Consider the following 19445-nt stretch of genomic DNA (forward strand, 5'->3'; position numbering starts at 1 on the left):
AAATATTTCTCAAATAAACTTCGAGTAATTTCTACCATCAATCAATGAAAATAATTTCGATCAATCAACCAGTAAAAATCCACACAAGTTGTTCTTCATAATCTCTTAATGATCTTCTTAAAACCTCGTCAGTTTCAAGCTCCAACCCAATCACTTAACGTTTCGTTTCATGCATTGCGTTGGTGTGCTGCGTATTCTATACAGTTTCAAAACGAGCGCAAGGACTTTTCTTAAAAATATTCAAAAAAACCAATCATACGTTTATTTTTTAATCTAAAAGGCTATTTTTAACACTTTTTTGCGTTTTTCTAGCTAATTCCGCATGAAAAGTTTAAGCAAATGTTAATTTTCTAGCCTTCATCTCATAAAAAAAGATCACCTCAATGGTGATCTTTTTGATTCTTCATCAAAATATTTTAATTTGTCTGCTCAGCGAGCCAAGTCATAAATTTTTGACGTTCAGCTTTAGAAGCTTTCTGCCATAATTGAATCAGCTGCTGATCATTCTGGTCTGCTGACTGAGTATATACAGCTGAAGGTTGATTAACTGGTGTCGCAGCTTGAGTTGTCATATCTACTTTTTTAGTCAACACGCGATTTCCAAACCATGGTTTCGCTGCATCTTTAGCGCCCGCCTGCTGGACTAAGAGCTGATTTTTCGCATCATATAGGCCAATAATGGGCTGATCTTTATATTTTTGCGCTGCATCAAAATCTTTAGGCGCCTGAATAAGTGCTAAACGGTAAGTTTCACCATCTTTAAGGCTTGGTGTTTTTACCGTAACCACACCTGACTTTAAAATGTCATGTGAATTGTCTGAATGCTGGAAAAATTCGTTATAGCGTACGCTGATCGCATTTACACCTGCATCCAAGCTATAAGTCTGATTAGAACGTAATAGACCCGAGTTCACCTCTTGATCATTTACGGCAACAATTTTTATTTCTTCAGGTACTGTGACGGTCACTGCCGAAAAAACTGGTGTGCTAAACAGAAACACTGCTGCAGTTGCCGCAATACGTAAACCCATATCCTTTACTCATTTTTGGTTGTTTATTAAAAATTAGCTGCACTATGCCGCGCTTAAATGACAATCTTATGACATAAGCTAGAGCGATACAGCCTGTGTTTTTAGCATTTATTTGCTAGAGATATCACATCATATCCAAATCCAACTCTAAGACATAAAAAAAGAAGCATCAAAGTGCTTCTTTTTTTATAATCTAAAATCATTTATGCAAAAGTCTTAAAGCGCTCTGCATCATCCATAAAGGTTTTTTCACCTGCAGGTGCTTCAATTGACCCAAATACCAGTTGAGCGCGAAGCTTCCAGTGAGATGGAATCTCGAAAGTTTGTGCGACTTCTTCATCAATAATTGGATTGTAGTGCTGCAATGAAGCACCGATATTTTTTTCTGCCAAAGCGGTCCAGGTTGCAAACTGTGCAATAGCGGAAGAATGCTCAGACCAGACCGGGAAGTTATCGGCATAGAGTGCAAACTGCTCCTGCATCGACTTCACCACATTCTGATCTTCATAAAACAATGCGGTACCATAACCCGCAGCAAAAGCATTGATCTTGCTATTAGTTGATTCAAATGCATCTGCTGAAACCAGGTCACGTAAAGTTTCACGTACAATATGCCAGAAAGTATCATGTGATTGACCAAATAAAATCACCACACGCGAGGTTTGCGAGTTAAAAGATGACGGACTGTGCTTCACCGCATCTTTAATGATTTTCTCAATTTCTGCTTGATCCAGATCTACATTTTTTCCAATTGAATAAATGCTACGGCGTTGTTTGATTTGATCTAAAAATGCCATGAACCCACCTCTGTATATTTTGGTTATTTGAAAATCGATAAAGTTATATTACGTGCTTTAAGCACCCAAGACAGGTGCATTTCGATAACAATGTGTTTTATTTATAGAACAATCAGATTTAGATCTGAGTAGCGTATTTGTATCTGATTTTATCCGCAGCTTCCATGCTGTCACATATAAAGTGTTCTATAAACTTTTAATTAAATACTTTGAAACGATGCTGATCCGGTTTTTGTAATTTTTCTGCTACTGTTTGTTCAATTGACCCAAAGCAAAGTTGTGCGCGTAACAACCAGTTCTTTTCAATCTGAAAATGCTCTGCGACCCTTTCATCAATCAGTGGATTATAGTGCTGTAAGGATGCCCCTAAGCCAGAATCTGCCAGCGTCGTCCATACGGCAAATTGCGCCATACCGGAAGTTTGTTCCGACCATGCTGGAAAATCCTCACTATTTAATGGCATTTTCTTTTGTAATTGTTGAATCACGGCTTGATCTTCATAAAATAAAACCGTGCCATAGGCCGCAGCACATTGATTCAACTTGATTTCAATTCCTTCGTAAATATGTGCCGGCATATACTGACGCTGCACCTGTTTCACAATTTCCCAGAATTGATGATGAGAATCTGCAAATAACACCACAATGCGCGTAGTTTGAGAATCATAAGCCGAAGGACAACTCCGCACTGCTTCCTGAATGATTTCGCCAAGATAAGCCTGACTATAATGTACCCGCTTACCGAGTTGATCGATACTACGGCGCTTTTTCAATTGATCGACAAAAGTCAGTTCTAAATCATCATTCAGTTTATTTTTTCTTGAAAATTTAAAATCCTTGGTTATATCGCTTGTTAATACCTGACCAATCTTATTTAGCAATGCCATTTTCTACCCCACAACAAACAAGCCAAATCAGCTTAGAGAATCCCCTACAATTATAAGGCCTTTATTAAGATAGGCAGATTTAGTGGTGGTTTTGCTGTTGATTTTTACAACACTCAAACCAGCCAAAAACAACAAAATCCGCACTTGGCGGAGTTTGTGTGAAGCATTGCGCATTATTTATTTTTCAGTTTCAAATAATGCAGCAACAAAAGATTTGGCAGAGAATGGACGCAAGTCATCAATTTTTTCACCCACACCAATAAAGCGAATCGGCACATGAGTACGACTGGCAATATTAAACAGTACCCCACCTTTGGCAGTACCATCAAGTTTGGTAATAGTTAAGCCCGTCAAGCCTACCGCCTCATCAAACATCTCGACCTGATTAATAGCATTCTGACCAGTACCGGCATCGACCACCAACATCACTTCATGAGGTGCAGTGGCATCGATTTTCTGCATTACACGTTTTACTTTAGTCAATTCCTGCATCAAATGACCTTTGTTATGCAAACGGCCCGCTGTGTCTGCAATCAATACATCCACACCTTTGGCACGCGCACTTTCAAAAGCATCGAAAATCACTGAAGCTGAGTCAGCACCATGACCCTGAGCAACAACCGCAATATTATTACGCTCACCCCAGATCTGGAGCTGTTCAGTTGCAGCCGCACGGAAAGTATCGCCTGCTGCCAACATGACGGTCTTGCCTTCACCTTGCAGGCGCTTTGCCAACTTGCCAATGGTAGTCGTTTTACCGACACCATTCACACCAACTACCAGAATCACATAAGGCGATTTATTCGGATCAATATGCAGCGGTTTTACCCGTGGTGCCAATAAAGCCACCAGTTCTTCCTGAAGCGCTTTATAGAGTGAATGCGAATAGATCAAATCACCACGTGCCGTACGTTCAGTCAGGTTAGCGATAATGGTCTTGGTGGCTTCCACACCGATATCGGCCACCAGAAGCTGCTCTTCGACTTCTTCTAATAATTCATCATCAATTTCTTTACCACCGATCAGGATATTTACCATCCCATCGGCAAGGTTTTTACGGGTTTTGGTTAAACCCACTTTCATACGGCTAAAGAAGCCACCTTTCGCCGCAGAATCTTCATTTTCAGTTTCTGTTTCGACAGGTGCAGAAACTACAGCTGTTTCGCTTGGCGTTTCTACGATAGGCACATTGACCGCAGGTAAGCTCGGTAATGTGACATCATCATCTCCGATATCAGCATCAATCAAAAATTTGTTTTGCCCATTAGATTGCTGTTGCATGCCGAATCCTTGAAAAGCATTGCGTTAAAAACCCAGATTCTACCATAACTTGCCTGCTTTGCAGCTAGCAATGCAAATGCTGGACAAACATACCAAAAAGCTACAGCTCTCGGTTGCTTTCATGCACGCATTTATTAAAAATAACTCTAAATACAAACGCCTATTTCAGGAGATCTAGTGTTCATCACCTTTTTGACTATCTCCTCTTTCTCGCAAATGATCAAACAGACGCTTTATCCACTCGGTGCAGCAGTCTTGCTTAGCCTGAGTTTTAACTCGGTTCAGGCACAAACCCGAAGCGAATTGTCACGGACTACTTTTGAAACCACTTTAAGTAACGGTTTAAAAGTCATTATTCGGGAAGACCATCGTGCGCCCATGGTAATGACACAAATCTGGTACAAAGTCGGCAGCAGCGATGAATCTGGAAATATTCTGGGGGTATCACATGCGCTTGAACATATGATGTTCAAAGGCACCCATAAAGTACCGAATGATGAATTTACCCGTCTTAGCCGGATTTATGGCGGCAGTATCAATGCGGCTACCTTCACCAATTACACCAATTATTATCAGCTTTATCCTAAAGCCTATTTTCCTATGGCCCTGGAACTTGAATCTGACCGGATGAGTAATTTATTACTTCGACAGCAGGACTTCGAGCCAGAAATTAAAGTCGTCATGGAAGAACGGCGCCAGCGCACCGATGACAATCCGCGTGCGCAAGCCTTTGAACGGTTTAAATGGATCAGTTATCCGACCAGCCACTACCGTCAGCCGGTGATTGGACACATGAAAACTCTGAATAATATTCAGTTGAATGATGTCAAAAAATGGTATCGGGACTGGTACAGTCCGAATAATGCCATTCTGGTGATTGTTGGAAATGTAGAATCTGAAGCTGCTTTGGCTCAGGTACAAAAATATTTTGCTGACATTCCCGCACGTCCAACCCCAGCACGCAATGATGTACTGGAGTTTGAGCGTTTGGGTTATCGCCATATGGAGATCAATAGCAATGTTCAGGTGCCCAATCTGTACATGACCTGGAATGTAAAATCCCTTGGCACTGCCAAAAACCCCCAAGATGCTTATGCCTTGACCATTATTCGCAGTCTTTTGGACAGTGGCATTTCTTCGCGCCTGCAAGACCGATTGGTACGTGATCGTAAAATTCTGACCTCTGTCAGCGTTTCTTATGATCCCTATAATCGCGGCGACAGCCTGTTTGGTATTTCTGCCTTACCTGCGCCGGGCATCTCTTTGCAAGAAGCACAACAAGCAATTCAGGATGAAGTGGATTTACTTAAAACTACAGCGATGACCCAACAGGAAGTGGATCGTATCAGTACCCGCTTTATTTCCAATTTGATCTATAGCCAGGATGATAGTGCCGGACAAGCCAAAATGATTGGAAATCTAGAGGTCAATGGCTTGAGTTATCGGCTGATGGATGAATTACCGAAACACTTTGAAAGTGTCAGTGTTCAGGATATCCAGCGCGTCGCCAACGCCTATTTTGTGCGTGAGAATCTCAGCACGCTTTATCTCTCACCCGAACAAAACACCCAGCAACGGGGATTATAATGCTTCAGCTTCGTCCATTTTTGCTTATTTCAACTTTAAGTCTTAGCTCGGCTACCCATGCAGAAAACTATCTTAACCCTCAACCTGACCAAAATGACAACCCCAGTCAGTTACAGTCTATCCCTTTACTGCAAAGTTTAAAAAATATTAATCAGCAACGAGAATTTCAGGCGCCTTATATTCATGACCTGAACAATCGCTATAAGGTACGTACACTGTTCGTTGAAACGCAGGATCTTCCCATGGTAGATATCCAGCTGACCTTTAATGCCGGTTCGGCTCGTGATCAGGAAATTACCAAAGGTCTATATGGCCTATCCAATATGGCAGCCAAGTTGATGCGTGAAGGAACCGACAAATATAGCGCCAATCAGGTAGCGGAAGTTTTTGACCAAACCGGAGCACAATTCAGCGTACAAGCCTATCGGGACATGTTTGTGGTCCGTCTGCGTACGCTTTCAGACCCGGAAAAACTGGAACCCGCATTGAGCATGCTGATGGAGGTTCTTAAGAATGCGTCATTTAAACCGTCCAGCATTAATCTGGCTTTAAGCAATACCCAAGTGGGACAAAAACAGCTGCAGGAAAACCCAAGCCGACTGATGGATATCCGTTTTTATCGCGCTTTATATGGTCAGCACCCTTATGCAGAACCAATCAGCGGCACCCAAGGCAGCACCAAGAAAATTAATGCAGAATTATTGAAAAAATTTCGTGATCAGTTTTTGGTGGCGCAAAATATGAATATTGCCCTTACTGGCAAACTCAGCCCGAAACAGGCACTCGAACTGTCTGAACGAATTGCCGGCAACTTACCTCAAGGGCAAAAAGCAGAAACATTGCCACAGCCTGAAATTCAATCTGGCTTTGAAGTAGTACATCTACCCTATAACTCGTCTCAGGCGCATGTCACTTTTGGGCATTTAGGCCCAACCCGCTTTACTGAAGATAAACTGGCTTTAGAGGTCGCCAATCGCATGTTTGGCGGTAGCGGATTTAATGCGGTATTGATGCAGGAACTGCGGGTGAAACGTGGTTTTACTTATGGCGCTTATAGTTCGTTGAGCTTTAGTCAGGCACCGGGCGTATTCAGCTTTAAGTATTCCACGCGTCAGGATCAACTGCTAGATAGCATTCAGGTCGCACATCAAGCATTTATCAACTTTGTCAGTCAACCTATTGATACTCAGCATCTGGAAGAAACCAAAGCAGGCATGTTACGTGCTTTTCCTAATAATTACAGCAGTAATGCCACCATTAATGCCCAGCTAGGCAATATGGGTTTTTATAGTGAGCAAACTGATTATTTATCCAGTTATCCAGAACGCTTGGCTAAAATCACAGCGGCAGATGTACAAAATGCAGTGCGAAAGCATTTTCATCCTGATCGCTTAACCCTGGTCGTTGTCAATAAAGAACTGGATCAAAATGCTTTGAAAATGCGTTTGGAACAGAATTTAAGGGATGCCAATTATTACCTACCAACAAATCCTATGCCTAAGGCATCTCCACAGAGACCGGCGGAAGCTGACGTGCCCGAAGCGATTCCTGCTGATAAGCCTGCATCAATTTAAGGTACTGCCCACGACGGATATGCTGCTGCTCTAACAAGGCGAGTGCCATATCTTGGGTTTGGGGAAGGTTTTGCTGTTTAGACAGTTGTTGAATCTGGGTGACTTGGGAAAGGCTAAGCGGACGATATAAAGCAAATGCGGCTAAAAGTAGAATGACCGCAATAATAAAAATAACCACACTGTTATAAATCTGTTCCAGTTTGATTCTGCTGAAAAATTGGCTTAGTTTTTCTGTATCTATAGACATACACTACCTCAGGTTAGAGGTAGTGTATGGTCGCAGTTACATAAGTTCAAGTCAGCGCACTGAATATTCACAAGAGCTGAATCCTGCTATTTTGGGCATTAATTCATTATTCTAGTAATAATTGTTGAATACAACACCAATGCAACAACAAGTAATACCAGTGCAATTGCAAATTTACTTAAACCGGCTTCTGCTTCAGGCGGATGCAGACGATCCTCATCTGCAATGCGGACCAGCTCACCATTATAGAGTTTATAAAACTGCTCACGCTGGTTTTCGTCCAGCGCCCGGGTAAAGTCGTAGACTTCTTTACGTTGTGCCAGCCCATAATCGCCTAGATGGGTATATTTACTGAATATAGCTTGATCGAGTTTTTTACGATGCAAATCGGCAAGTTCCATAATTTGACCTGCAGTCGGAGGCATATCAAATTTCACACCATCTAAAGTTCTTGTCATCATGGCCTTCTCCTTATTGTTTGCTATCCATTTACAATGTAGCTTAATAATATTTATAGTTGTGTATAGTTTAATCAGTTAAACTATAACTTAAGTAAACAAATAAAATCGAATAGTTGACTTTTCCATTATTTTGTAATATTAGTTTAACAATACTAATTTATATTTGTATTTAGACTAAATAGTCTATCCTGTAATCATAATTAAAATTAAGGAGTTTTTATATGATACATCAACTCTCTCAACACGATCTGGAACATCTGTACGCAGATGCCGTGAATACCATTCAATCGCAAATGAACTTTGCTGATGCGGTAAAACAGCTTGAAGAAGCCGCTCGTGCAGGCCATGGTAAAGCAGCACTCTTTTTAGCAGAACTTTATTATCAAGGTTTCCGTGTAGAACGAGATTCACTCAAAGCCCAGTACTGGCAGAACATGGCCACCATGCAAGCATAAAGAAACGTCACCTAGGTGGCGTTTTTTTATGCCCTTTTTTCAATAAGTAGCAATCAATACATATTTTCTTACGAATCCTTGCAAAGCTGAAACAGTAATTTCATATAAAGTTTCTAGAATAGAGCCTGAACTCCAATAGCACTTTATTCTAATGAAACCACGAAAAATTATTCAATTTGATCCGATCTGCAAAAACTTTCTGTTAAAGATCACGATGCTTAAATCTTTGATGAATTGTGGCGAGCTATGGGGCGCATATCACCAAGGCTGGGCGATGATGCGTGACCAGGAAGACTGCATCTTCCCATTCTGGCTCAATCCGCTGGATGCTAAAAATTATGCCCAGCAGCATTGGCCGGATTACATCCCGCGTAAAATCAATTCTGAAGATTTTGAAAATGCATTATTGCCGACCCTGTCGCGACTGAATGTTACGCCAGCCCTGTTCAACACCAATGGAACCAAACTCAAACTGACTGCTGCACAGATGCGTCATCTGTTTTTTTCGCAACAAAGACTGCACATTGCTTAAATAACATGCTATTTATAAAGACTAAAACCTAAACACTTAGAGATGTTCAGGTTGAATACATACTCTAGGATTAATAATAAATTAACCAATAAGGATGATTAAGCATGACCAATGTGGCACAGGTGCTCAGTGAAAAAATGCATCAAGCTATTTATACCATCCGTCCAGATTCTACTGTTTTAGAAGCCATCACCTTGATGGCCGACAAAGGAATCGGGGCGCTTGTGGTAACCCATGAAGACAATGTGGTGGGGATTTTGTCAGAGCGGGATTACACGCGTAAAATCGCGCTGATGCAAAGAACCTCATTCGACACCACTGTTAATGAGATCATGACCTCTAAAGTGATTACCGTAAATACAGCTACTAGCGTAGAAGACTGTTTATCTCTGATGACTGAACGCCACCTACGCCACTTACCCGTGGTCGAACATGAAAAACTGATCGGTCTGATTTCAATTGGGGATTTGGTCAAGGCCGCCATGGATGACCAACGTAAATTGATTGAACAGTTACAGCAATATATCTCAGGTTAAAACATCATCTAGCCTTCTCTAAGGCATTTGAAGATCACTTAAGTGACATCAAGATAAAGTTTTATATCTGATGCATAAAAAATCCCGGTACGTGTATCGGGATTTTTTTATATGAACATTCTGAATAAAATCAGTTTAGACCTAATTTTTCTGCGACGTAATCTGAGTCTTTATCACCACGACCCGATAAGTTCACCACAATTTTGGTATCTTTTGGCAATTTACCCGCTTCACGAATTGCCCAAGCCACCGCATGCGAACTTTCTAGTGCAGGCACAATCCCTTCTACACGGGACAAGGTCATAAATGCATCCAGACATTCCTGATCGGTTGCAGTCGTATACTCAACCCGACCCAAATCTTTAAGCAAGCTATGCTGCGGCCCCACACCCGGATAATCCAGACCAGAAGCAATTGAATGCACTGGCAATGGCTCGCCTTGTTCATCTTCAAGCACATAACAGGCCATCCCATGTAACTGGCTCGGTTTACCTAAGGTCAAAGTAGCTGAATGCATATCGGTATCTAAACCATGACCTGCCGGCTCAACGCCTACCAGTTTCACATCTGGTTCATTTAAAAATGCAGTGAATGCGCCCACTGCATTGGAACCCCCACCGACACAGGCAACGACATAATCAGGATTTGCACCAAAACGTTCATTGGCCTGAACTTTAATTTCATCACCAATAATCGACTGAAAATCACGAACCATCATCGGAAATGGATGCGGTCCAACCACCGAACCGATAGCATAGATGTAATTTTTCGGATCTTTCAAATATTCTTCAAAAGCACTGTCGACTGCATCTTTGAGTGTGGCTGTACCGCGAGTCACAGAAATCAGCTTGGCACCCAGAATTTTCATCTTGACGACGTTTGGATGCTCTTTTTCGATATCCACCTGCCCCATATGAATTTCACACGGAATACCCACCAAGGCACATGCAGTTGCCAAAGCAACACCATGCTGGCCGGCACCAGTTTCTGCGATGACTTTGGTCTTGCCCATATATTTGGCCAGTAGTGCTTCACCTAGGCAATGATTAATCTTGTGCGCGCCAGTATGGTTCAGATCTTCACGTTTCAAATAAATCTGGGCTCCACCGAGCTGTTCAGAAAGACGTTTGGCATGAAATAGTGGACTTGGACGACCGACATAATGAGCAAATAGGTCTTTCAATTCATTCTGAAATTCTTCAGTCTGACGAATTTCCTGATAGGCCACATTAATATCATCCATGGCCTGTTTCAGATCGGGTGGAATAAACTGACCGCCATATTGACCAAAAAAACCCTCTTCATTGGGTAAGGCAATACCATTAATTTGATGAGTCATAATCATGCCCGAGATTTTAAATAAAAGATAATGAGTGACTTCATACTAGAATAATTTGTTTTAAATCACTAATAACTCCAACTAAAGTCACTTATAGATAAATGGAATTAACGCGCCAGATATTTAGTCATGTCTTCAATGCCTTTTAATGTCATTGGAAACATATGATTTTCAAATATTTGCTGGATCAGACCAATCGTATGGGTGTAATGCCAGTATTTTTCTTCTTCAGGATTCAGCCAGGCGGTTTTATCAAAATGCTGACGCAGACGCTGCAACCAGACTTGCCCAGCCTCATCATTCATATATTCAACAGAACCACCGACAGAATTCAGCTCATACGGTGCCATACTGGCATCACCGACCACAATCACGCGGTAATCACGGCCATAGGTATTGAACAAATCCCAGGTATTCATGCGTGAACTGGAACGACGGATATTGTCTTTCCAGACATAGTCATACAGACAGTTATGGAAATAAAAATATTCCAGGGTTTTGAATTCGGTTTTCGCAGCACTGAACAACTTTTCACACTGGGCAATATGCGCATCCATCGAACCACCGACATCGAACAGCATTAAAACTTTGATGCGGTTACGACGCTCCGGCATCAGTTGTACATCCAGAATACCCTGCTTAGCCGTTTCACGAATCGTACCATCAATATCCAGTTCTTCGGCTGCACCCTGACGGGCAAACTTACGCAAACGGCGCAATGCCATCTGCATCTGGCGGCTACCCAAAATCTGCTCATCGTCCAGATTGCGGTATTGACGCTGCTCCCAGACTTTCACCGCAGAACGCTTACGCCCCGGCCCGCCAATACGCACGCCTTCAGGATGATCGCCATAAGCACCAAAGGGTGAAGTCCCACCGGTACCAATCATCTTGTTACCACCCTGATGTTTTTTATGCTGTTCGCGCAGACGCTCTTCTAGCATTTTCATCAGCTCTTCCAGCGATCCGGCTTTTTTCAGCTCTTCGCGCTGCTCTGGGGTCAGATGCTTCTCGAGTAATTCGAGATCGAACCAGTCTTTGGGCAGCTTATGCACCTGATTTAGCAGTTCATCCAGATCAAAGGTCGCGATACCATCAAAATAATCTTTCATGGCGCGATCGAACTTGTCGAAATAGCGCTCGTCTTTGACCATGACGGTTTTGGCCAGCTTATAGAATTCATCCTGATCAGCAAACACCAGACCTGCAGCAATCGCCTGATTCAGATCAATCAACTCACGGGTCGATACCGGTACGCCGTATTTGCGTAAGGTATAAAACAGTCGCACAAACATGCGTGTTTCTCCCTTAACGACGTGACATAAATGCTAGACGTTCAAGCAACTGTACATCTTGCTCATTTTTAATCAAGGCGCCGTATAGAGGTGGAATTGCTTTGGATTTATCAGTATTGCGCAGAATATCTTCCGGCATGTCGTCAGCCATGAGCAGGCTGAGCCAGTCAATCAATTCAGATGTTGAAGGTGGTTTTTTCAAACCCGGAATCTGGCGCAATTTAAAGAAAACTTGCAAAGCTTCATTGACCAATGTGGTCGAGATATTGGCAAAATGCACATCGATGATTTCACGCATGGTGGCTTCATCTGGAAATTCGATGTAATGGAAGAAGCAACGACGCAGGAAAGCATCTGGTAATTCTTTTTCATTATTTGAGGTAATGATCACGATTGGGCGCTGAGTTGCGGTAATGGTCTCGCCAGTCTCGTACACATAGAACGACATTTTATCGAGTTCATGCAGCAAGTCATTTGGAAACTCGATGTCTGCCTTATCAATTTCATCAATCAACAGGACACAGCGCTCTTCACTGGTAAACGCTTCCCATAATTTACCCGGCTTGATGTAGTTCTTGATGTCATAGACACGGTCATCACCCAACTGACTATCGCGCAAGCGGGATACGGCATCGTATTCATACAGGCCTTGTTGTGCTTTGGTAGTGGACTTGATGTGCCAGGTGATCAGCTTCAAACCCAGACTTTCTGCGACTTGCTCGGCCAGCAAAGTCTTACCTGTACCCGGCTCACCTTTGACCAGCAACGGTTTTTGCAAACTGCGTGCAGCTTTCACCGCAAGTTTTAAACTGTCAGTCGCAATGTACTGATCGGTACCTGAAAATTGTTGAATATCAGCAGACATGATTGAACCTTATTTTTTACTTACAGCGGTGAACTTTTCTCGTGAACACGAATATTGCTTTTGTTCGACACATAGGTCGACCAGCAATAGCCAACCACAGATCCAATCCCAATGACAAATAAAATAAGTGACGCATTAATCCAAACCAGGGACTGCTCTTTGGTCAGCACCCCAAATAACAGACCAAAGATCGCGGGTGCAATGGATGCATTCGACCCCTCAGATACCGTCGGTGTTAGCAGAATGGCAAAGGCCACAATCCACAAAAAACCGCCCATGGGTTTAGGCAGACGCTTGGTCACGCCATACCAGCACCATAAAGCAATCAGGCTGCCGAGCAGATAAACTGCAACGGCAATGCTCTGTTCAGGAATTGAGTCTAATACACCCACATAACCATTCATTTCACAACTCCTGAATCAACATTAAGCACCGCGTAAACCTTCTGGTGCCACAGCATTTGGATCAATCAAGCCTTCTGGCGGCATTTGCAGGAAGAAACCGCGGGTTTCAATAGAATCCATGACATGCAAGACATTGGCACGTGCCAGTTTACGTGATTCGCTTAATTCAAGATGCATGACAAAAGTCGCACGTCCAAATGCTGCCTGTACTGCTTCAGTCAATACGCTTAAAGGTTCGAATGTTTCAGCTTCGCTTTCATTCGCAGGACGCGCCACATACAGATACATTTCACTTTTTTTGCTGGATTTGTAGATAGACACTTGCATATTTCAAACGACTTTTCTGGAAAAACAACCGCAAGGATACATCAAAAAAAAGACAGAAACATTAGCCACGTCTCATGCATCAGTCGTGATTTTGTATAATTGCTTTTTCTTTAACCAATCCTGCAACCAATCACTCGCTGACTTTCATCTGGGTAGACAGATAAGATTCATCCTGATGCAATACCTGAATCAGTGGCTGAGTTAATAACTCATAGCGCCAGCCAAGCAGATAATCCGGCAGATCCTGTTCATCCTTGTGAAAAACTACATGCTGATACAGTGCATTCAACCATTTCTTGCGCATCAGCACTTCTTTCGGAATTGAAGTTTCATTGACTACATTCTGAATAATTGAATCAATTTTTTCGCCAATATCTTTGGAAGAGTGGCGAATTGGACGTGCCAGACGTAAAGGCCAATTTGCCGGCTCCGGCAGGAATTTCAGTAAATCTAAAATGGTTTTACCATGCTCACGAACCACATTCGAACGAATGTCTTTCACATGACTCAGCTGGAAATTATTGCGCGGGAATTTTTCCACCAGATCAATCATGCTGGCATTTTTCAAAATGAAACTGCGTGGCTGATTCAGTGCTTTGGCAATCTGATCACGCCAAACCATTAATTGCTGCAATTGCATCAGCTGACGGCGTGAATGCCGGTAATTGCCGACATCCTGATACAACAAGGCAGTTGGGGTATCTTCGCCAATTTCCTGAGTCAGAAAACGGCAATCTTGCAAGGCAAAATCCAGCAGATCTTTCGAATCCAGATCCTGTTTAATTTTCTCTGACAGTTGCACCAGATAATGCACATCATTGGCAGCATAGAGCAACTGTTCGGAACTGAGTGGACGCGCCAACCAGTCAGAACGGGTCTGGTCTTTTTCGATATCGACTTCCAGCATCTGCTTCAATGCATTTTGATAGCTGACTTGCAGACCATGCCCAAGAAAAGACATGCCAACCTGAGTGTCAAATACATTACTCAGCGATTTCTTCTGGGTATAGTGATAGATCAGGTCGATATCTTCACTACAGGCATGAAAAATATTCTGCTGTGCGTTAAAAATTTTATTAAGGAACTCAGTCAGATCTAGCGTGGTTCCATCCAACAAATAGACCTTATTGTCTACGTTAATCTGAAAAACACCCAGCTTAGGCCATAAGGTATCAACCTTGATAAACTCGGTATCCAGCCCATACACTGAATTCTGATCCATCAGCTTCAGCACATGAGTTAAGTCGTTTTGATGTTGAATAAATTGAAACATAGAACTGAGTCTAAGATTAGATTCTCGATAGATCCATATTAACTGATCTATAGAATTTTTGTATAAAAAATAACGTCAATTCTGCCCTATTTCCTAAAAAATGGCGCTTACTTATCAGGATTTATATTCTAATTAATATCTTTTTTATATTAAAACTAACAAGATATTTAAGCTTAGCTTACTTCATGCGCATCCTGTTATGTACTGCCTGACTCAAGGTATGACTGTCGACATATTCCAGCTCACCACCTTGTGGTACGCCCTGGGCAATTCGGGTCATCTGGATCGGCAAATGCTTACTGGCCTCAACCAGATAATGCGCCGTAGCCTGACCTTCTACCGTGGCATTGGTTGCCAGAATCACTTCTTTCACCTGACCATTGGCCAAACGATGCAATAAGTACGGAATACCGATTTCTTCGGGACCAATACCATCCAGTGGCGATAAATGTCCGCCCAATACATGATATTTACCTCTGAAACTACCACTTTGCTCAATCGCCATGACATCTGCAGGTGATTCCACTACACAGAGCAGTTCATCATCACGATCCAGAGAGCTGCAAATATTGCAGACTTCGTCTTCGGTCAGAGAATGACAGACTGAACATTCATGAATGTAATTGGTTGCCTCAGTCAGCGCATGTGCCAGACCAATAGCACCCTCACGATTTTTCATGATCATATGCAATGCCATACGTTGAGCCGATTTCGGCCCAACGCTTGGCAAAATGCGTAATGCTTGAACGAGTTGATCAAAACGATCACTAAACATTGCGCATTCTTCCTTAGAACATACCTGCAAGACCAGGCGGCAAACCCATGCCTGAGTTTGCTGCTTTCATTCTTTCGTCAAATACCACTTCTGCCTGACGTGCTGCATCATTCATTGCAGCTGCAATCAGGTCCTCGATCATGTCTGGATCATCCTGAAGTAATTCAGGATTGATTTCGATACGCTTCACTACGTTACGGCAAGTCATGGTTACTTTCACCAGACCGCCACCCGCCTCGGCATGCACTTCAGTTTGCGCAAGCTCTTCTTTGGCTTTTTTTACGTTGTTTTCAACTTCTTTCTGCATGCGCTGAGCTTGCTGCATCAACATGTTAATGTTCATAAATATCTCCGAACATAAATTTATAAAATTAAATCAGGTCTAAACCGCGACGAATATCCTGGATAATATCACCAATCTCTTCCAAACCAACAGATACGCGAATTAAACCTTCACGAATACCAGCGGCTTCTTTGGCTTCAGGCGACAATTTACCGTGTGTCGTGGTCGCCGGATGGGTAATAGTCGATTTTACATCGCCCAGATTGCCGGTAATCGAAATAAACTGGGTATTGTCAATGACAGTCCACGCTTCCTCACGGCCACCTTTGACTTCAAAAGACACAATACCGCCAAAACCGCTCTGCTGTTTTGCTGCCAGTTCATGACCGACATGCTCAGGCAGGCCCGCATAATATACTTTTTCTACTTTTGGATGCTGATTCAAAAATTCAGCCAGTTGCTGAGCACTTGCTGAATGTTCACGCATACGCAAACGTAGTGTCTCCAAGCCTTTCAGGAAGACCCAAGCATTGAATGGGCTCATTGACGGGCCTGTGGTACGCACGTAGCCGAAGATTTCTTCTAGTAACTTGTGATTACCTACGACAGCACCACCCAAGGCGCGGCCCTGACCATCCAGATATTTAGTCGCAGAATACACTACCAAGTCTGCACCAAATTTGAGTGGTTGTTGTAACACAGGTGTACAGAAGCTGTTATCAATCGCCAGTAAAGCATTATTGGCATGCGCAATATCGGCGAGTCCCTGTATATCGGCTACTTCTGCTAAAGGATTGGATGGAGATTCAACAAAGAGAATTTTGGTTTCAGGCTTGATGGCATTTTTCCATGCATCAAGATCGGTCAAATCGACGAAATCAACGCTGACGCCAAATTTTGCGACATATTTTTCAAACATGGAAACCGTAGAACCGAAGACTGCACGTGAACAAATCACATGGTCGCCCGCTTTTAAAAAAGCCATCATCACTGCCATAATAGCTGCCATACCCGAACTGGTGGCGACGGCGCGCTCTGCACCTTCAAGTGCAGCCAGACGCTTTTCAAACATGGCAACGGTCGGATTGGTAAAGCGAGAATAGATATTGCCCGGTTCCTGGCCTGAGAATTTGGCTGCGGCTTCTGCAGCATTTTCATAAACAAAGGACGATGTTAGAAAAATCGGTTCGCCATGCTCACCTTCAAAAGTGCGGGTATGGCCGGTACGAATGGCTAAAGTTTCTAATTGGTAAGAAATATCGTCTTGCTGGCTCATCGCTTTACCTCAGCCCTCGGGCTGCCTTTTGTAAAAATTTGCCAACATTTTGAGCGCCTAAGCTATTTCAGGTCAAGGCATAATAAGCGATTATTGCTTAGACTTCGATCAATCCTCCCGCGGATACGGATATTTTATTTACATGATTCAGTTAAAACAAAACTTTCAGCGCCAGCAAAAAAAATTGAAACACCTTAGTACCCGGGTGTTTAATGCCTCCTCACTGATCCTGTCGCAAAAAACCCCTTTTGAATATATTGCCGGCACCGAGTTTTGCAAGATTCGTTATTACGCTTCACCCGAAAAAAAATATAAGGAGCCTCTGGTTTTTATCGCACCCTTGGCGATTAATATGGATATCTATGATCTGTATCCTTATCGCTCTCTGGTCAAGCATTTTCAGCATAGCGGTTTTGATGTCTATCTGGTGGAATGGAAACGCTTTAACTTTAAGCATCGTCACCTGAATTTTTTATCTTTTATCGATGCCGCCATTCCTCAATCCATTGAAACCATCTGCAAGCATTCGGGCAGTCAGTTCATTTCCTTGCACGGCTGGAGTATGGCTGGCGTGTTTGTCACGCTCTATACCGCCTTGCATTCGCCTGAACATGTCAAGAATCTGATCGTGGTGGGCAGTCCTATCGACAGTTATGCGTCAGGACGTGTCGGCAAACTTTTTTCTACGACTAATAAACTGATTTCTAAAAATAAGAATTTGCAACAAGCCATTCATCAAGGACTGATCCCGAAGCAATATATTCATACGCCGGGTATTGTAAATGCCTTGGGCTTCAAGTTACTCGATCCGATCGGCTGGCTCAAAAGCCAGAAGCAGTTTTTGCTGAATCTGGATCATGTCGAAGATGTCTATGAACATGCCACCATGGGAAATTTCCTGAACAAGATGATTGATTATCCAGGTGGGATTAATCAGGACATGGTGCTGCATTTATGGCTGCAAAATCCTTTAAAACAGGGTTCTATCACTTTGGATGGCCGTGTCGTTAATCTTAAAAATATCAGCTGCTCCCTGTTGGTAGGTGCAGGTCAAACCGATCAGATTGTCACAGAACAGTCAGCTAAGCCTTTGATGGAATTGACAAGTAGCCAAGATAAGACGTTTACTCTTATACCGGGTGGTCATCTTGGACTAATGTCGAACCAGAAAACGGCAAATACATTCTGGCCCAAAATGACGACCTGGCTGGTGCAGCGCTCTACACGTCTTGATGTTTAGTGTAGATTCCCCGCACCAGAAAAAAATATTAAATAGCTTTAAACATATTCAGAGGGTACAGCATGATTCAGTCAGTGGCATTTATCGGCCTAGGTGCAATGGGTTTTCGTATGGCTGCACATTTACCCAAGCAGTTTGATACGGTCTATGTCTGGAACCGCAGCTTTAACAAAGCAGAGCAACATGCGGCTGAATATGGCACCCAAGCCGTCACACTGGAACAGGCCGTACAGGCAGATGTGATTTTTTCATGCTTGCCAACTAGCGCTGACGTTGAACGACTTCTGGAAAATTTACCGCTTAAATCCGGTTCAGTCTGGGTCGACTGCACCAGTGGTGTACCGGATTCTGCCCAAAAACTGGCAGTACAACTGGCTAAACATGGGGTAATCTTTCTGGATGCACCGGTCAGCGGCCAAACCGTTGGTGCTGAAAATGGTACATTAACCGTGATGGTGGGCGGTAATGCAGAGGGCTATGAAAAAGCCCTTCCTGCGATGCAGGCATTTGGCAAGCTGATCAAGCATGTCGGTGAATCTGGCGCGGGTTTTGCAGTGAAGGCCGTAAATAATATGTTAATGGCTGTAAACCTGTGTGCCGTTGCTGAGGGCTTTACTACCTTGAAAGCGCATGGGGTAAACCTGCATGAAGCACTGGATTGTATTAATGCTTCAAGTGGTAAAAGTATGGTGACTGAAACCGTATTGCCACAGCGTATTTTAAACCGCAGTTTTCCTGTAACCTTTGCCCTGCCACTCTTGGCCAAAGATACAGGCATTGCAATCGACCTTGCACGTGAAGCCAAACTTTCTGCGCCTGTGCTCTCGTTGACCCAGAATCTGATTCAGGCGGCCAGCGATCTGTCGGATAAAAACAGTGATTTTTCCAGTGCTGTGAAAATGTATGAATCATGGAGTAATATTACCATCGAGTAATATCTCGCCATTGAATAATGATAACGAAACCTCATATTGTGACTAG

At 43.0% G+C, this 19445-nt stretch carries 22 protein-coding genes; 7 read left to right on the plus strand and 15 right to left on the minus strand.

Features of this window, described 5'->3' with window-relative positions:
- Positions 1 to 416 precede the first annotated feature (416 nt).
- From ACP7AK_RS09700 to ftsY, 4 genes are all read right to left on the minus strand, one after another.
- Positions 417 to 1031, minus strand: coding sequence for a DUF2057 family protein (locus ACP7AK_RS09700; RefSeq protein WP_253114260.1), 615 nt, complete (start codon positions 1029 to 1031; stop codon positions 417 to 419).
- Positions 1032 to 1234: 203 nt separating this feature from the next.
- Positions 1235 to 1828: a nitroreductase family protein gene (locus ACP7AK_RS09705; RefSeq protein ID WP_004731228.1), complete on the minus strand. Its 594-nt coding sequence runs from the start codon at positions 1826 to 1828 to the stop codon at positions 1235 to 1237.
- A gap of 196 nt (positions 1829 to 2024) precedes the next feature.
- A complete protein-coding gene (locus ACP7AK_RS09710; protein ID WP_253102229.1) occupies positions 2025 to 2714 on the minus strand; it encodes a nitroreductase family protein in 690 nt (229 codons plus the stop codon).
- A gap of 177 nt (positions 2715 to 2891) precedes the next feature.
- Positions 2892 to 3995: a signal recognition particle-docking protein FtsY gene (ftsY, locus tag ACP7AK_RS09715; RefSeq protein ID WP_004278679.1), complete on the minus strand. Its 1104-nt coding sequence runs from the start codon at positions 3993 to 3995 to the stop codon at positions 2892 to 2894.
- 177 nt (positions 3996 to 4172) lie between these two features.
- Here ftsY and ACP7AK_RS09720 point away from each other — a divergent pair, with 177 nt between their 5' ends.
- Both ACP7AK_RS09720 and ACP7AK_RS09725 read left to right on the plus strand, forming a co-directional pair.
- Positions 4173 to 5582 carry a M16 family metallopeptidase gene (locus ACP7AK_RS09720; RefSeq protein ID WP_425879794.1) on the plus strand — a complete coding sequence of 470 codons (1410 nt, stop codon included), beginning with the start codon at positions 4173 to 4175 and terminating at the stop codon, positions 5580 to 5582.
- Entirely contained in the window at positions 5582 to 7156 is a 1575-nt protein-coding gene (locus ACP7AK_RS09725; RefSeq protein ID WP_425879795.1) for a M16 family metallopeptidase, read from the plus strand. The genes ACP7AK_RS09720 and ACP7AK_RS09725 overlap by 1 nt, the downstream gene beginning before the upstream one ends.
- Here the strand turns inward: ACP7AK_RS09725 and ACP7AK_RS09730 are convergent.
- Together ACP7AK_RS09730 and ACP7AK_RS09735 are read right to left on the minus strand one after the other, a co-directional pair.
- On the minus strand, positions 7080 to 7403 hold the full coding sequence (locus ACP7AK_RS09730) for a hypothetical protein (RefSeq protein WP_004731236.1): 324 nt from the start codon (positions 7401 to 7403) through the stop codon (positions 7080 to 7082). The two genes, ACP7AK_RS09725 and ACP7AK_RS09730, sit on opposite strands and share 77 nt — an antisense overlap.
- Positions 7404 to 7501: 98 nt before the next feature.
- The gene (locus tag ACP7AK_RS09735; RefSeq protein WP_004278683.1) at positions 7502 to 7861 is read right to left on the minus strand and encodes a hypothetical protein; all 360 of its coding nucleotides are present in this window, start codon (positions 7859 to 7861) and stop codon (positions 7502 to 7504) included.
- A gap of 224 nt (positions 7862 to 8085) precedes the next feature.
- Between ACP7AK_RS09735 and ACP7AK_RS09740 the strand changes: the two genes are divergently transcribed.
- The 3 genes from ACP7AK_RS09740 to ACP7AK_RS09750 all read left to right on the plus strand — a co-directional run bounded on the left by ACP7AK_RS09740 (position 8086) and on the right by ACP7AK_RS09750 (position 9387).
- Positions 8086 to 8319: a hypothetical protein gene (locus tag ACP7AK_RS09740; protein WP_005252035.1), complete on the plus strand. Its 234-nt coding sequence runs from the start codon at positions 8086 to 8088 to the stop codon at positions 8317 to 8319.
- Between the two features lie 151 nt (positions 8320 to 8470).
- Complete coding sequence (locus tag ACP7AK_RS09745) at positions 8471 to 8851, plus strand: DUF2750 domain-containing protein (RefSeq protein WP_004645256.1); 381 nt, start codon at positions 8471 to 8473, stop codon at positions 8849 to 8851.
- Positions 8852 to 8955: 104 nt separating this feature from the next.
- The gene (locus ACP7AK_RS09750; protein WP_004278688.1) at positions 8956 to 9387 is read left to right on the plus strand and encodes a CBS domain-containing protein; all 432 of its coding nucleotides are present in this window, start codon (positions 8956 to 8958) and stop codon (positions 9385 to 9387) included.
- A 130-nt stretch (positions 9388 to 9517) separates the two neighbouring features.
- On the opposite strand, the gene trpB is transcribed toward ACP7AK_RS09750, so the two are convergent.
- The 9 genes from trpB to ACP7AK_RS09795 all read right to left on the minus strand — a co-directional run bounded on the left by trpB (position 9518) and on the right by ACP7AK_RS09795 (position 17224).
- On the minus strand, positions 9518 to 10726 hold the full coding sequence (gene trpB / locus ACP7AK_RS09755; protein WP_425879796.1) for a tryptophan synthase subunit beta: 1209 nt from the start codon (positions 10724 to 10726) through the stop codon (positions 9518 to 9520).
- Positions 10727 to 10833: 107 nt separating this feature from the next.
- A complete protein-coding gene (locus ACP7AK_RS09760; RefSeq protein ID WP_425879797.1) occupies positions 10834 to 12021 on the minus strand; it encodes a vWA domain-containing protein in 1188 nt (395 codons plus the stop codon).
- A gap of 13 nt (positions 12022 to 12034) precedes the next feature.
- Complete coding sequence (locus ACP7AK_RS09765; RefSeq protein WP_004278691.1) at positions 12035 to 12886, minus strand: AAA family ATPase; 852 nt, start codon at positions 12884 to 12886, stop codon at positions 12035 to 12037.
- Between the two features lie 20 nt (positions 12887 to 12906).
- Positions 12907 to 13290, minus strand: coding sequence for a hypothetical protein (locus ACP7AK_RS09770; protein ID WP_425879798.1), 384 nt, complete (start codon positions 13288 to 13290; stop codon positions 12907 to 12909).
- A gap of 21 nt (positions 13291 to 13311) precedes the next feature.
- Positions 13312 to 13617, minus strand: coding sequence for a YcgL domain-containing protein (locus ACP7AK_RS09775; protein WP_004278695.1), 306 nt, complete (start codon positions 13615 to 13617; stop codon positions 13312 to 13314).
- Positions 13618 to 13747: 130 nt separating this feature from the next.
- Complete coding sequence (locus ACP7AK_RS09780) at positions 13748 to 14890, minus strand: ribonuclease D (protein WP_004278697.1); 1143 nt, start codon at positions 14888 to 14890, stop codon at positions 13748 to 13750.
- Positions 14891 to 15068: 178 nt separating this feature from the next.
- Positions 15069 to 15665, minus strand: coding sequence for a recombination mediator RecR (gene recR, locus ACP7AK_RS09785; protein ID WP_348939743.1), 597 nt, complete (start codon positions 15663 to 15665; stop codon positions 15069 to 15071).
- 13 nt (positions 15666 to 15678) lie between these two features.
- Positions 15679 to 16008: a YbaB/EbfC family nucleoid-associated protein gene (locus tag ACP7AK_RS09790; RefSeq protein WP_425879799.1), complete on the minus strand. Its 330-nt coding sequence runs from the start codon at positions 16006 to 16008 to the stop codon at positions 15679 to 15681.
- A gap of 28 nt (positions 16009 to 16036) precedes the next feature.
- On the minus strand, positions 16037 to 17224 hold the full coding sequence (locus ACP7AK_RS09795) for an O-succinylhomoserine sulfhydrylase (RefSeq protein ID WP_005266235.1): 1188 nt from the start codon (positions 17222 to 17224) through the stop codon (positions 16037 to 16039).
- A gap of 142 nt (positions 17225 to 17366) precedes the next feature.
- Between ACP7AK_RS09795 and ACP7AK_RS09800 the strand changes: the two genes are divergently transcribed.
- Together ACP7AK_RS09800 and ACP7AK_RS09805 are read left to right on the plus strand one after the other, a co-directional pair.
- The gene (locus ACP7AK_RS09800; RefSeq protein WP_425879800.1) at positions 17367 to 18464 is read left to right on the plus strand and encodes an alpha/beta fold hydrolase; all 1098 of its coding nucleotides are present in this window, start codon (positions 17367 to 17369) and stop codon (positions 18462 to 18464) included.
- Positions 18465 to 18526: 62 nt separating this feature from the next.
- Positions 18527 to 19399, plus strand: coding sequence for an NAD(P)-dependent oxidoreductase (locus ACP7AK_RS09805; RefSeq protein ID WP_425879801.1), 873 nt, complete (start codon positions 18527 to 18529; stop codon positions 19397 to 19399).
- Positions 19400 to 19445 lie beyond the last annotated feature (46 nt).

Source organism: Acinetobacter sp. TWP2-2-3 (assembly GCF_049896445.1).
In the GTDB taxonomy this organism is placed as follows: Bacteria; Pseudomonadota; Gammaproteobacteria; order Pseudomonadales; family Moraxellaceae; genus Acinetobacter.